The organism is uncultured Roseobacter sp., assembly GCF_947496515.1.
Classification (GTDB): Bacteria; Pseudomonadota; Alphaproteobacteria; order Rhodobacterales; family Rhodobacteraceae; genus Roseobacter.
In genome coordinates, this window is sequence record NZ_CANMDB010000008.1 from 11,773 (window position 1) to 26,122 (window position 14,350).

Genomic DNA, 14,350 nt, shown 5'->3' on the forward strand with positions numbered 1-14,350 from the left:
CGGCGGGAGCAACGGATGCAGTCTTCGAAGGTGCATCCATCTTTACAGGGAGAAGAGACACCATGTTTCTGAGAAAAATCGCGCTGACGGGCGCAATGACATTCGCAGCCGCCGGCGCGGTTGCAGCCTGCGAAATACCTGGCAACGTCAGTATTGTCGGCAATGAATTTCCGGCCATCCAGACGGTCGCCAAGACCGCTGCCAAATGCGCTGGCGGTGAGGTAAAGGCGAACCTGACCGCGGATCATCAGAAAATCAACCTTGCGGGCATGCAAGGCAATCCGGCGGAATACAGCACCGCGATCATTGCGAATTCCTCCGTGGTGGCGCTGATCAACGAAGACGTGCTGCGCCCGCTGGACGATCTGGTGGCCGAATACGGTCAGGACATTCCCAAGCGGCAGTTGATCACCATCGACGGCAAGATCATCGCGGTTGCCTTCATGGCGAACGCCCAGACACTCGCGTATCGCAAGGATGTGCTGGAAGAGGTCGGCGTCGGTGTGCCCACATCCTACGAAGAGGTGCTGGTCGCGGCGGAAAAGATCCGCGATGCGGGTATCAGCCAGTATCCCGTGGGCGGCGCCTATGCGGCGGGCTGGAACCTCGCGCAGGAATTCATCAACATGTACATCGGTCACGGTGGCGAATTCTTTGCGCCCGGGTCGGCTGAGGTGGCGATCAACAACGAACAGGGTGTGGCAGCGCTTGAGATGATGAAGGCGCTGACCGAATACATGAACCCCGATTTTCTCACCCACGATTCCAACGCGACGGGTGCGGAGATGGAAGCAGGTAACGTCATGCTCATGAATATGTGGGGGTCGCGCGTGGGGCCATTGATGGACAGCGAGGGTGCCGCCGAAGAGGTCTATACCAATATTGCCGTCAGCGGTCCGCTGATGGTCGGCGACAGCGGGACCCCTGCGTCGACCCTCTGGTGGGATGGTTGGACCGTGGCCAAGAACATCTCTGACGAGGATGCGGTCGCCACCTTCAAGGCGATGTCACATGGTATCAGCCCCGCCATCCTGAACGAGGAAACCATGGGTCAGGCTGTCTGGATGATCGAAGGGTATGAGCCGGCGCCCGTCAACGATGGTGTCTTTGATGCCATCGCCAAGGGCACGCCCTCCTACCCGATGCTGCCCTACATGGGGCTGTTGCACACGTCACTGGGTGACAACCTGGCAGACTTCCTGCTGGGCAAGGAAAGTGCCGAGCAGGCGCTGGCCGACGTAGAGGCCGCATATACAACAGCGGCCAAGGAAAAGGGTTTCCTGCAATAGGAAGCTGCACGCCCTCCGGCGCGGCACCGCGCCGGAGGGGTCTGCACGTGAGCCACGCTCCACCAGAGGACAGAGACGATGAAGCATAGGTCATTTTTCTGGTTTGTTCTGCCGTCCGCCGTGGCGATGCTGCTGTTTATCTTTTTCCCGATCATCTCGGTCATCGTGCAGTCGTTGCATACGGAGCATGAGCAGGTCATCCGCACCGTCGAAAGCTGCGATCTGTTCGGTTGCAAGGAAACCACGACCATTGATCAGGAAGCGACCGCCGCCCTGCGTGCTGAAAAACCGCTGGGCCAGTTTGCCGGTCTGACGACCTATCTCGACCGCAACCACCTGGCCGTGGACGAGGTTGCCATGACCTGGGGATCCGCGGAGAGCCTGCGTGATTTCGGCACCCAGATGCTGAACCTGCCGTTCTATAAGGCCATGGGCTTTACCCTGACCTTTACCTTTGTCGTCACCCCTCTGGTGATCATCCTAGGCTTCATCATCGCCATTGCGGTTAACAGTGCCACCAAGATGATCCGTGGGCCGCTGATCTTTTTCTCGCTCTTGCCAATGATGATCACCCCGCTGGTGGGCGCGCTTATCCTGTTCTGGATGGTCGATGCGCGCGGGATCATCGGTACGACCTTGCAGCAGCTGGCGGGCGATCCGGATCTGTCGGTCAAGGCCTCCACGCCGCTGATGTGGATCATGCTGATGGTCTACGGTGTCTGGCATTCGGCGCCCTTTGCCTTCATCGTCTACTATGCCGGGCTGCAGACCGTGAACAAGGATACGCTGGAGGCGGCGCGCGTTGACGGTGCCAACAGGTGGCTGCAGATCCGCCATGTGGTGATCCCCCATCTGCTGCCGCTGACCACCTTCATTGCGCTGATGCAGCTGATGGACAATTTCCGCGTGTTTGAGCCCATCGTCAGCTTTTCCGCCAACGCCCATGCGACCTCGCTCAGTTGGGCGATCTTCAACGATCTGGGCGGCGAGACGCGGCAGCTGTCGTCGGCGGCGGCCACATCGGTGCTGACCATCCTGGGGATTGCGATCCTGTTGTCGCCCGTTCTCGTGCGCACGTGGCGCGATTTTGACCGGAAGTAGGTGAGATATGTCTGATACAGCACAAAGCCAACCGGTCATCATCACGACCCAGCCTGACAAAGCCGGGCGCCAACCCATCATCATCACGACCCTGGTCGTCACCGTTTTGGCGATCTGGATGTTGCTTGCCGCGTTTCCGTTCATCTGGACGCTCTGGGGCTCCTTCAAGGTCGAGGGCGACTTTTTCTCCAAAGCAGACTGGACCAACGCGCTGACCGGCCCTTTGACCACAATCGAGACAGGCGGTCCCTTTACCGGTGCAGGCTATCACGGTGCTTGGGTGCAGGAGGAGTTCTGGCGCGCGGCGATGAATTCGCTCATCGTGTGTTTCTTTGTGGTGACCATCTCGCTGACACTGGGCACGCTGGGGGGGTATGCGCTGGCCCGCTCCACCTACCGTTATGCGTTCTGGTTCCTGCTGGCCGCCCTGATCTTTCGCGCGATGCCGCCGATCACATTGGTCTCGGGCTATCTGCCGGTGTTCTTTCAGTGGAACCTCTGGGGGCACACGGCGACCACCATCATCGTGCTGGTGGCGATCAACCAGCCCTTTACGCTCTGGATGCTGCACTCCTTCTTCAAGAACATCCCAGCCGAGCTGGACGAAAGCGCCATGGTCGATGGCTGCACAAGGTTTCAGGCTTTTCGCAACGTCATCATTCCGGTGATGTGGCCGGGGGTGATCACCACGGGGCTGTTTTCTTTCCTGCTGGCCTACAATGATTTCGCGGTAACGGCGATGCTGCTGTCCAAGGAAAACCAGACCATGATCCCCAAGGTGGCGAGTTTTCTCGGCACAACCCAGACCAAGGGCAACGTGATGTTCGCCGTCTCTTCGGTGGTATCGGTCACGGCGCCGCTCTTCCTGATGATCATGTTCTTCCAGCGCCAGATCGTCGGCGGTCTGACCGCGGGTGCGGTGAAGGGCTGAACGGTGCGCAAAGAGGCTGCGATATGAAAGGCTCCCGACCCGAGCAGGCCGTGCTGACGCGCGACACCGACATGTCCAAGACCGATGAAACCCGCGCGGTGATCGAGGGCATGGTGGATGGTCTCAATGATCACCGGATCGACGACATTGGCGCTTTTTTCGCGGATGGGTTCCGTTGGATGGGCAATCAGGGTTGCGGGACCAAGACCGGTTTGAAGGAATTTCAGGACAACTGGCAGCGGCCTTTTCAGGCGGCCTTCTCCGACAAGACCTGCATCGACGAGGCGCGGCTCTACATGGGCGAATGGGCGGCGGCCTTCGGGCGGCAGGAGGCCACGCATTCCGGTCCGTTCCTTGGCATCGCCCCCACCGGTAAACGGGTCGAGATCCGCTACATGGATTTCTGGAAGGTCGTGGATGGCAAGATCGTGGACAACTGGGTGAACGTGGATTTCGCCCATGTGGCGGCGCAGCTGGGCGTTGATTTGTTCAACGGGGAAGGCTGGGAAGCATTTGACCGAGGCGAGCGCACCGCACCCAGACCGGACTAAGTGAGGACACAGACATGACGATCACCTACCTCAAACGCGGCAAGCCCGAGGCTGATCGCGCCGATGACGACACCAAGACCGCTGCTGCCGTGTCGGCGACGCTCAGGGACATCGAGACGCGCGGTGACGTTGCCGTGCGCGAATTGGCCGTGAAGTTCGATGGCTATCACCGCGACAGCTACCGGCTGAGCCCGGCGGAGATCGACGCGCTGATTGCCAAGGTCGCCCCGCGCGATCTGGAGGACATCAAGTTCGCGCAGGCTCAGGTGGTGAACTTTGCGCAAGCCCAACGCGACAGCATGTTGGATATCGAAGTGGAAACCATGCCCGGCGTCATTCTGGGCCACAAGAACATACCTGTGCAGTCGGTGGGCTGCTACGTTCCCGGGGGCAAGTTCCCCATGGTTGCCTCCGCCCATATGTCTGTGGCCACAGCCAAGGTCGCGGGCGTGCCGCGCATCATCGCCTGCACCCCGCCCTTCAAGGGCGAGCCGAACCCGGCGGTGATTGCCGCGATGCACCTCGGCGGCGCGCATGAGATTTACGTGCTGGGGGGCATTCAGGCGGTGGGCGCCATGGCGCTCGGTACGGAAACGATTGACCCGGTGCATCTGCTGGTGGGACCCGGCAACGCCTTCGTTGCGGAGGCCAAGCGCCAGCTCTTCGGCCGTGTGGGCATTGACCTCTTCGCAGGCCCAACGGAGACGATGGTGATCGCGGACGACACCGTGGACGCCGAGATGTGCGCCACGGATCTGCTGGGGCAGGCGGAGCATGGGTATAACTCTCCCGCGGTGCTGGTGACCAACTCCGAGAAGCTTGCCAAGGAGACACTGACCGAGATCGAGCGCATTCTGCAGATTTTGCCGACCGAAGGGACAGCGCGGGTCAGCTGGCAGGACTACGGCGAGGTGATCTTGTGTGACACCTACGATGAGATGCTGGAGGTCGCCGATGACATCGCCTCCGAGCATGTGCAGGTGATGACCGACCGCGACGACTGGTTTCTGGAGAAGATGACCTGCTACGGCGCGCTCTTTCTCGGGCCCCGGACCAATGTTGCCAATGGCGACAAGGTGATCGGCACCAACCACACGCTGCCGACGAAGAAGGCCGGGCGCTATACCGGTGGCCTCTGGGTGGGCAAGTACCTCAAGACCCACAGCTACCAGAAGATCACCACCGACGAGGCCGCCGCGAGGATCGGCGCCTACGGCTCGCGGCTCTGCATGCTCGAAGGGTTCGTGGGCCACGCGGAGCAGTGCAACCTGCGGGTCCGCCGCTACGGCGGGCAGAACGTGCCGTATGGAGAGGCGGCCGAGTGATGACCGACCCCGCCGGGACAAAGGATCTGCTGATCCCGCTGCGCCGGGCGATGGCGGATATGTCCGAAGCGGGGGTGCGCGGGGCCTTGGCCTCTTTGCTGGCGGAGGATGTGGTGGTGCGGCTGTTTCACCCGGTGGGGGAGGTCACGGGTGCTGCGTTCTATGATGCGGCCTATGCGCCGCTGCTTGCTGCCATGCCGGACGCGGAACGCCGCGATCTGATCGTGATGGAGGGGGCGGACGACGACGGCGCGCGGTGGGTCGGCTGCATGGGCCAGTACATGGGCAGCTTTCTCGGCCCCTTCCTGGACATCCCGCCCACGGGCCATCTGGCGCATCTGCGCTTTCACGAATTCTACCGGTTTGAGGGCGCGCAGGTTGTCGAAGTGCAGGCCATCTGGGACCTGCCGGAACTGATGATGCAGGCCGGTGTCTGGCCCATGGCGCCGAGCCTCGGGCGGGAGCTTTGCGTGCCGGCGCCGATGAGCCAGGACGGGCTGGGCCCGCATGATCCGCACGCCAGTGCGGCGAGCCGCGATCATGTCATCGACATGTTGACCCATCTTGTTCGGCACCCCGCCGAGGGCGGTGCGGAGGTGATGCAGGCGGAACGCTTCTGGCATCCGCGGATGAACTGGTACGGGCCCGCGGGGATCGGCACCGCCCGAGGCATCGCGGGGTTCCGCGCCTGGCACCAGATCCCGTTTCTGAACGCCATGCCCGACCGCAAGGGCGGCACCAACGGCACGCTGCAGTCGCATTTCTTTGCCGAAGGGGCCTATGTCGCCGTCACCGGCTGGCCCAACATGCAGATGACGGTGACTGGCGACGGCTGGTTGGGGATTGCACCCGCGGGGCAGGAGATCACCCTGCGCAGCCTCGATTTCTGGCGGATGGAGGCGGGGCGTATCCGGGAAAACTGGGTGCTTGTCGATCTGCTCGATGCCTATGCTCAGCTGGGGGTCGATGTCTTGGCCCGGTTGCGGGAGTTCAATCAGGCACGGGTGCCCGGGCGGGTGCCAGTGCTCAGCGGGGCTGCCTGATGGCACTGCCCCGGACCCCATCCTTTCGCCTCGACGGCAAGCGCGCGCTGGTCGCGGGTGCCAGCTCCGGAATCGGACTGGCCTGTGCCGCGGCCCTCGGTGAGGCCGGGGCGGAGGTTGTGCTGGCCGCGCGGCGATTGGATGCGCTGGATGCGCTGGCCGAGGAGATGCAGGCCGCAGGCATGCACGCAGAGGCTTTGCCGCTCGACGTGGGCGATGTTGCTGCCACACAAGCCGCGGTGGCAGAGGCCGGACCTTTCGATGTGCTGGTCAATTCCGCCGGGCTCGCGCGGCATAGCCGTTCCGCCGACACCACGACCGAAGATTTTGATGCGGTTGCCGGACTTAACATCAAGGGCGCGTATTTCCTGACGCAGGCGGTGGCCAAGGGGCTGCTGGAAGCAGGCAAGCCCGGCAGCCTGATCAACATCTCCTCTCAAATGGCGCATGTGGGCGGGCCAGAGCGGGCGGTCTATTGCGCCACCAAACACGCCGTTGAGGGCTTCACCAAATCCATGGCGATCGAATGGGGCAGGGCGGGCATCCGCGTCAACACCGTTTGCCCGACGTTCATCCTCACCGACCTGACCCGCGGCACCTTTGAGCAACCTGACAAACGCGCCTGGATCGAGGAGAAGATCAAGCTGGGCCGGGTCGGCGAGGTCGAAGACATCATGGGCGCCGTGGTCTATCTGGCCAGCGAAGCATCGGCACTGGTGACCGGCACATCGCTGCTGATCGACGGCGGCTGGACCGCGGAATGAGCCGGAACCGCGTCACCTCCGCCGAAGTCGCGAAACGCGCGGGCGTCAGCCAGTCGGCGGTGTCGCGGACCTTCACGCCCGGTGCCTCCGCGTCTCCCAAGACAGCGGAAAAGGTGCGCCGGGCGGCGACGGAACTCGGCTACCGCCCCAATGTGCTGGCGCGCGCCATGGTCTCGGGCAAGAGCCGCATCATCGGTCTGGTGGTGGCCTATCTGGAAAATCAGTTCTATCCGCAGGCGTTGGAAAAACTCTCCACCCAGTTGCAGCAGCGGGGGTATCATCTTTTGATTTTCACCGCCGACCAGGCGATGGGCAATGTGGACCAGGTGGTGGAGGAGATCCTCGATTATCAGGTGGACGGGATCATCGCGGCTTCGGTTGATATGTCCTCGAACCTGGCCAAGCGTTGCCGGGCGGCGGGCGTGCCGATGGTGCTCTTCAACCGGTCGCAGGACGATCCCACCATGTCCGCGGTGACCTCGGACAACCATGCAGGCGGGCGCAAGGTGGCGGAGTTCCTGCTGGCCGGGGGGCACCGCAAGATCGCGCATATCGCGGGCTGGGATGAGACTTCGACCCAGCGGGACCGCGAGGCAGGGTTCGTCGCGGCGCTGACAGCGGCGGGGGTGCCGTTGCACGCCCGTGGCAGCGGGGACTTCACGATGGAGAAAGCTGCGGAGGCTGCGCGCGCCATCTGTGCTGCCGATCCGCCCGACGCGATTTTCGTCACCAATGATCACATGGCGCTGGCGGTGATGGACACGCTGCGGTTCGAGCTGGGGCTTGATGTGCCGGGTGATGTTTCGGTGGTCGGATACGACGATGTGCCCGCCGCCAGCTGGCCCTCCTACCGCTTGACCACGGTACGGCAGCCTGCCAACCGGATGGTCGCCAAGACGGTCGAGATCCTTCTGGATCAGATCGAGAACGCCACTGCCCGCACGCGGCGGATCGCCATCGACGGGCCGATGATCCTGCGCACCTCCGCCCGCATTCCCAAAGGATGGAACACATGAAGGGGTTCAACCCGAAATTCACCGATTTCCCGGATTACATCCTGAAAATCACTCATGAAATCTGGGAAGAGCGCGGCATCGCCACGCTGGACCACTACTACGCGCCGGACATTCCCGTCCGTTTCGCCGAAGGCGTCTCCATCGGAAATCAGCGTACCAAAGCCGGCACGCTGGCCACGCTGGCCGAATTCCCCGACCGCGAGTTGATGGGGGAGGACGTGATCTGGTCCGGTGACGATACGGCGGGCTATCTGTCCTCGCACCGGCTGCTGACCACCGGGACGCACACCGGTGGTGGGTATTTCGGCCCACCCACGGGCAAAAGGTTTACCGTTCGCGCTATCGCGGACTGTGCCGCAATCAACGATCAGATCTATGACGAGTGGCTGATCCGCGACACGACCGGCATCGTCAGGCAGCTGGGAATGGAACCCAAGCAATTTGCCCGGGATCTCATCGCCCGGGAAGGGGGGCCGGAGACCTGTACCAAACCGCTCAACCCCGCGACGGACGTGGAAGGCCCGTATCAGGGCCGCGGCAATGACAATGAATGGGGACAACGGCTCGGCGATATCCTGACCCGGATGATGAACACCGATTTCGCCGTGATCCGTGCGGAATACGACCGTGCGGTGCAGACAGAGCACCCCGGCGCTGTCACGGTGCATTCCTGGGCCGACACGGAACGGCTCTGGATGGGGTTGCGATCCTCCTTCCCCAATGCCCGTTTTGCCATCGACCACCAGATCGGTCGCGAGGATCCGATGCTGCCGCCGCGGGCGGCTGTCCGCTGGCACTTGCACGGCACCCACGATGGCTGGGGCATGTTTGGCCAGCCCACCGGGGCAGAGGTCTATGTGATGGGTTTCACCCATGCGGAGTTCGGCCCCTACGGTCTGCGCCGAGAGTGGACATTGTTCGAGCCTGTCTCGATCTGGAAACAGATCCTGATGCAGACCGGTGATCTCTAATGCGGACACCCGCAACACTGGATGCCAGTCAGGCGGCGCGGCGCTACCATGCGCATCGTGCCTCGTTGCGGGCGCGGCGTCTCAACAACCGTCCTCCGGGGGTGTGGGTCTGAGCCTTCGACACCCAATCCCAAAGGAGAGACATCATGAGCACCATCCAAGACCTCATCGTCCGCTACGGCGATCTGAAACCCTGTAAGACCGCCTTTATCGACGCCCACACACCCGGGTCCGACCGCAAGGAAAACTTCACCATCATCGGCGGCGGCGTCAGCGAAAGCCCCGATCAGCACGTGCATCTGACCGACCGTATCGGGTTCAACATCGGGGCGGCGGGCCAGCCACCCAAATGCCGCAACAGTCTGCATTGTCACCGCACCGCGGAGGTCTTTTTCGTCTTGAAGGGGCGCTGGCGCTTTTTCTGGGGTCGCTACGGGACGGCGGGCGCGTTCATCGCGGAAGAGGGCGATATCTTCAACATCCCCACGGGCATTTTCCGCGGGTTCGAGAACGTTGGTACGGACTACGGGATGATCATGGCGATCCTCGGCGGGGATGACGCGGGCGGCGGGGTCATCTGGGCGCCGCAGGTGATCGAGGACGCGCGCGAGCACGGGCTGGTGCTGGGCGAGAATGGCAAGCTGTACGACAGCAAAAAGGGGGAGGCGCTGCCCGAGGGTCTCAAGCCCATGCCGCTCCTCACCGAAGAGGCGCTCAAGACCTATCCGGAAGTCCCGGTCGAGGATGTGATCGGCACATATGTGGCGCGCTACTGGGATCTGATGGCGCTGGCCGCGCGCAAGCCTGCCAAGGTCATCGGCGCGGATGCGGTGTTGCGCGACAAACCGGGGTTCGAGGTGGATTTCCTGACCCGCGGCTCTGTCCCCGACGAGATGGAGAGCCACGACAAGCCCACCGTGCTGATGCCCCTGCGCGGTCACTGGCTGCTGCGCTACGAAGACGGTGAAACGGTGCTGAACCCCGGTGACACCGCGCTGATCCACCCTGGCGAGGCACATGCTGTGGCGCCGTCGATGACAGGTGAGGCGAGCCTCTACCGCGTGCGGGCGACGGATGATCCCGCTGGCCCCACCTGGACCGGTAGCTGACATAAAAAGGATCCTGAAATGAGTATCGTCAAGACAACCCACACAGGGTCTCTGCCACGCAGCCAGGAGGTGGTCGATTTCATCTTTGCGCGTGAACATGGCAAACCCTATGACACCGAAGCCTTTGATACCTGTATCACCGAGGCGGTATCGGAGACGGTGCGCAAACAGGTGGCGGCGGGTGTCGATATCGTCTCGGACGGGGAGACCTCGAAGATCTCCTATGCCACGTACGTCAAGGACCGCTACACCGGTTTTGACGGGGACAGCCCGCGCAACGCGCCCGCGGATCTCAAGATGTTTCCCGGCTATCTCAAGCGGCTCGCCGATGATGGTGGGACCCCGCAATACGCGCGGCCCATGTGCGTCGGCGAGGTGCGCTCCAACGGGCAGGAAGAACTGCAGCGCGACATCGCAAATCTCAAGGCGGCGATGGCGCAACACGGAGCGACACGCGGTTTTATGAATGCGGCGAGCCCCGGGGTGATTTCCCTGTTCCTGCAGAACGACTTCTATCCGACGCGGGAGGCGTATCTGGCTGCGCTCGCCGATGCGATGAAGGCTGAGTACGAGACGATCGTGGCGGCCGGGCTGGACCTGCAGCTGGACTGCCCGGATCTGGCGCTGTCGCGGCACATGCTTTTCACGGATCTCACGGACGATGAATTCATCGCGGTCGCGAATTCGCATGTGGAGGCGCTGAACCATGCGCTGGCGGATATCCCCGCCGAGCGGGTGCGCGTGCACATTTGCTGGGGCAATTACGAGGGGCCGCATTGTTGCGACATTCCCATGGCCAAGATGTTCGACACGCTGATGTCGACAAAATCGCGCTATGTGCTCTTTGAGACTTCGAACCCGCGGCACGGCCACGAATGGACCGTGTTCCGCGACCGCAAGGATGACATTCCCGATGACAAGGTGTTGGTGCCAGGGGTAGTCGATACGACGACCAACTTCGTCGAGCACCCGGAGCTGGTCGCGGAGCGGATCACGCGTTTTGCGGGGATCGTCGGGTCGGAGCGGGTGATCGCCGGATCTGATTGCGGCTTTGGCACCTTCGCCGGTTTCGGCGCGGTGGATCCTGACATCGCCTACGCCAAACTTGCAGCGCTCGCCGACGGGGCGGCTCTGGCCTCGTGACACCGCTTGTCCTGCTGCCCGGCATGATGTGCGATGCACGGCTGTTTTTGCCGCAGATCGCGGCGTTCTCGGCGATCCGAACGGTGATCAGCGCTGAGATCTGGCGCCACGACAGCATTGGTGCGCTGGCGGAGGCCGTGCTGGCGGATGCGCCTGCGCGTTTTGCGCTCGCAGGGCTGTCGATGGGCGGGATCGTCGCGATGGAGATCCTGCGGCGCGCGCCGGAGCGCGTGGCGCGCATTGCGCTGATGGATACTAATCCGCTGGCGGAGACGGAGACCGTCAAAGCCCGCCGCGCTCCCCAAATGGTCGCGGTCCGCGAGGGACGGCTGGCGGAGGTGATGCGCGACGAGATGAAGCCGAACTACCTGAGCCACGGCGCTCAGCGCGCCGAGGTGCTGTCGCTTTGCATGGAGATGGCGCTGGACCTCGGACCGGAGGTTTTTGTCACCCAATCACAGGCGCTGATGGACCGGCCTGACCAGACCGGGACGTTGCGCGCCGCAACGCTGCCGGCGCTGGTGCTCTGCGGGCGTGACGATACGCTTTGCCCCATAGCACGGCACGAGTTGATGGCCGGGCTGATCCCCGGCGCGCAGCTGGAGATCATCGACGGCGCCGGGCATCTGCCCACGCTCGAACAACCGGCGAGGACCAATGAGGCCCTTGCCCGCTGGCTGGAGGATTGAATGGACGACACGCTGCTGAGCCTGCTGAGGCAGGTCGATACCCCGACCGTTTGCAACGCCATCGAAGTGGCCCAGGGCAAGCGTGGGTTTGATGCCTTCACACGCGGGACCGTTCTGGCGTCTGACCCGGGCGCGCCTGCGATGGTGGGCTATGCGCGCACGGCGCGGATCGCTGCCGTGCACCCGCCCGAAGAACCCGCGGATGTGATCAAGGCCCGGCGGATGGATTACTACCGCCATATGGCGAGCGGTCCGCGCCCGGGCGTCGCCGTGGTCGAGGACATGGATGTGCCCAATGCAATTGGCGCCTATTGGGGCGAGATCAACACCACGATCCACAAGGGCTTCGGCCTGTCAGGGGCGCTGACCAACGGGGTCATGCGTGACCTGGGCGATCTGCCCGAGGCGTTCCCGGTCGTCGCAGGCTCAATCGGGCCGAGCCATGGGTTCGTGCACGTGCGCGAGATTGCGACCCCCGTCACCGTCTTTGGCATGGCGGTCAGCGACGGTGATCTGATCCACGCGGACAGGCATGGCGCGCTGGTGATCCCGTCAGAGGTTGTCCCGGTTCTGGAGGCCGCCATTCACAAGCTGCTGGAAACCGAAAAGCTGGTGTTGGACCCCGCCCGGCGCGAGGGCTTTGATTTCGATGCTTTCGAGACCGCATGGGCAGCGTTCGAGAAGGCGCGGACCTGAGCTTTCCAAATCATGAGAAACGGCGTGCAATGGGTGGGTCGTTCTGGCCTCGGGAACGGATCAGCGTTGAGGCGTCGGACCTTTTTGAACAACGCCAGCACCGGATCGCGGCCTTGAAGGGCGCTCCGCCTCGGGGAGGGGCCATCATCCAGCGCGGATCTGCGGGAACCGGTCATTTCTACAGTATATAGTGGCGTGAGACGTCACCGTGGCATACTGGTGTCGCATGCCCTATGCGCAGTCGACATTGCATGAGCCATCCGAAATGATTCCGCCGGTCCCGTCCTGGATTGCGACCGGGAAGGCTCGCACGGCGGAGGATGCCGCATTTGCCTCCGGTGCGGCATTGTCCCATCTGCACCGTGTCCTGACCCGAGCCGAGCTTCCTGGCGCCTTGCTCCGCGCGCGGCTGGCGTTGCGGGCAGCGGAGGTCTGTGTGACCCACACAGGCCGATCTGAACGGGCGCCCGCGCTGCGCGACGCGACAGCGTTTCTTGAACCCGGGGATCAGCCCGGACCGGCCGGTGAGGTCTACGTGTCTTGGCGCAAAGCCGTGGAGCGCCCTGTATCGGTTAAGGCGCTGCAGCGTGCCTTGCCGGACCTGCGGCAAGATCAGATCGTGCTTTGGCAGGGAACCACGACCGGGTCGCCGCTCACCTGCGCTGCGCGGGTGTTGCAGGCGGCGCTGGCCGAGGATCCGCAGGCGCGGACAACAGCGCTGGTGCTGGCGGATGCCGCGCTGGCCAGAGCGTTGGGTTGGTCGCATTTGGTTCCGTTGCTTGCGACAGAAGTGCCGCGCGCGGATCTGCAGGCAACCGCAGATGCCTTGCGGCTGGCATGTCATCTGGCGATCGCGCGTGCCGCTGTCAGAGTGACGCAGGAGGCCGCAGACCTGACACGGCGCGCCGCGCGGCTGCGCGCTGTCGCCCCGAAACTGCGCGCACGGGGTGCGGAAGCAGCGGTAGCGCAGTTCCTGGCCTGCGATGCCGTCGCCCCGACTGCTTTGACCTCGCTGAGGTCGGATCGCGCCGCACGCCGGTTTTGCGACCGGTTGGTCACATTGGGCGCCGCCCGTGAACTGACCGGGCGCGATACGTTTCGCCTTTACGGTGTCTGACGATGGTCAAGGATCACCGCGATACCGCGTTTGACCGGTCGCTCGAAGACTTGCCGCCCGATCTGCGCTGGCGCGAGTGGATGCGTCGGGTGGAGGCCGTGCTCTTTGCCAGTGCCTCCCCTGTCCCGCGGGAAGATCTGGCGCGTGTCGTTGGTCAGAATGCGTCGGTGGATCTGTTGATAGAAGACCTCGCCGCTGAGTTGGAAACCCGCTCTTTTGAGGTCATCGAGGTCGCTGGCGGGTGGATGTTGCGCACACGGTCGGCCTATGCGCCGGTGATCCGGGCTGCGGCGGATGTGAGCGTGCAGGAGCTGGATCTCAGAGAGTTCGACATCGCGGTGCTGGCTGCCATTGCCTACAATCAGCCGGTGACGCGCGATGGCCTGAAAGACATCTTTGGCAAGGACATCAGCCGTGATCTGATCGCACGCCTGCATGCGCTCCGACTGATCGGTACCGGCCCCCGCAGCCCGCGCCGGGGCGCGCCCTACAGCTACGTCACGACCCCTCAGTTTCTGGTCGCCTTCGATCTGCAATCGCTTCAGGATCTGCCCGACCGCGAGCAGTTGATCGACGCTGGTCTGCGTGAATGATCGCGCGGCGCT

General features: G+C 63.3%; 15 protein-coding genes. All 15 read left to right on the plus strand.

Annotated features, from left to right (window positions below; all coding sequences use genetic code 11):
• The first annotated feature begins 62 nt into the window (after positions 1-62).
• The 15 genes from Q1A53_RS14295 to scpB all read left to right on the plus strand — a co-directional run bounded on the left by Q1A53_RS14295 (position 63) and on the right by scpB (position 14,338).
• Entirely contained in the window at positions 63-1,289 is a 1,227-nt protein-coding gene (locus Q1A53_RS14295; protein ID WP_299967995.1) for an extracellular solute-binding protein, read from the plus strand.
• Positions 1,290-1,367: 78 nt separating this feature from the next.
• Positions 1,368-2,390: a sugar ABC transporter permease gene (locus Q1A53_RS14300; RefSeq protein ID WP_299967997.1), complete on the plus strand. Its 1,023-nt coding sequence runs from the start codon at positions 1,368-1,370 to the stop codon at positions 2,388-2,390.
• 7 nt (positions 2,391-2,397) lie between these two features.
• Entirely contained in the window at positions 2,398-3,321 is a 924-nt protein-coding gene (locus tag Q1A53_RS14305; RefSeq protein ID WP_299967999.1) for a carbohydrate ABC transporter permease, read from the plus strand.
• Positions 3,322-3,344: 23 nt separating this feature from the next.
• Positions 3,345-3,872, plus strand: coding sequence for an ester cyclase (locus Q1A53_RS14310; protein WP_299968001.1), 528 nt, complete (start codon positions 3,345-3,347; stop codon positions 3,870-3,872).
• Between the two features lie 14 nt (positions 3,873-3,886).
• A complete protein-coding gene (gene hisD / locus Q1A53_RS14315; RefSeq protein WP_299968003.1) occupies positions 3,887-5,197 on the plus strand; it encodes a histidinol dehydrogenase in 1,311 nt (436 codons plus the stop codon).
• Positions 5,197-6,240 (plus strand): ester cyclase, encoded by a 1,044-nt coding sequence (locus Q1A53_RS14320; RefSeq protein WP_299968005.1) that lies wholly within the window; start codon positions 5,197-5,199, stop codon positions 6,238-6,240. Before hisD ends, Q1A53_RS14320 begins: the two co-directional genes overlap by 1 nt.
• Positions 6,240-7,004 carry an SDR family oxidoreductase gene (locus Q1A53_RS14325; RefSeq protein WP_299968008.1) on the plus strand — a complete coding sequence of 255 codons (765 nt, stop codon included), beginning with the start codon at positions 6,240-6,242 and terminating at the stop codon, positions 7,002-7,004. The genes Q1A53_RS14320 and Q1A53_RS14325 overlap by 1 nt, the downstream gene beginning before the upstream one ends.
• Entirely contained in the window at positions 7,001-8,020 is a 1,020-nt protein-coding gene (locus Q1A53_RS14330) for a LacI family DNA-binding transcriptional regulator (protein WP_299968011.1), read from the plus strand. The genes Q1A53_RS14325 and Q1A53_RS14330 overlap by 4 nt, the downstream gene beginning before the upstream one ends.
• A complete protein-coding gene (locus Q1A53_RS14335; protein WP_299968014.1) occupies positions 8,017-8,991 on the plus strand; it encodes an ester cyclase in 975 nt (324 codons plus the stop codon). The genes Q1A53_RS14330 and Q1A53_RS14335 overlap by 4 nt, the downstream gene beginning before the upstream one ends.
• Before the next feature lie 146 nt (positions 8,992-9,137).
• Positions 9,138-10,100 (plus strand): AraC family ligand binding domain-containing protein, encoded by a 963-nt coding sequence (locus Q1A53_RS14340; RefSeq protein ID WP_299968016.1) that lies wholly within the window; start codon positions 9,138-9,140, stop codon positions 10,098-10,100.
• 18 nt (positions 10,101-10,118) lie between these two features.
• The gene (locus Q1A53_RS14345; protein ID WP_299968019.1) at positions 10,119-11,243 is read left to right on the plus strand and encodes a cobalamin-independent methionine synthase II family protein; all 1,125 of its coding nucleotides are present in this window, start codon (positions 10,119-10,121) and stop codon (positions 11,241-11,243) included.
• Positions 11,240-11,932: an alpha/beta fold hydrolase gene (locus tag Q1A53_RS14350; protein ID WP_299968022.1), complete on the plus strand. Its 693-nt coding sequence runs from the start codon at positions 11,240-11,242 to the stop codon at positions 11,930-11,932. The genes Q1A53_RS14345 and Q1A53_RS14350 overlap by 4 nt, the downstream gene beginning before the upstream one ends.
• Complete coding sequence (locus tag Q1A53_RS14355; RefSeq protein ID WP_299968025.1) at positions 11,933-12,628, plus strand: RraA family protein; 696 nt, start codon at positions 11,933-11,935, stop codon at positions 12,626-12,628.
• A 265-nt stretch (positions 12,629-12,893) separates the two neighbouring features.
• Positions 12,894-13,745: a DUF1403 family protein gene (locus tag Q1A53_RS14360; protein ID WP_299968026.1), complete on the plus strand. Its 852-nt coding sequence runs from the start codon at positions 12,894-12,896 to the stop codon at positions 13,743-13,745.
• A gap of 2 nt (positions 13,746-13,747) precedes the next feature.
• On the plus strand, positions 13,748-14,338 hold the full coding sequence (gene scpB, locus Q1A53_RS14365; protein ID WP_299968029.1) for an SMC-Scp complex subunit ScpB: 591 nt from the start codon (positions 13,748-13,750) through the stop codon (positions 14,336-14,338).
• Positions 14,339-14,350 lie beyond the last annotated feature (12 nt).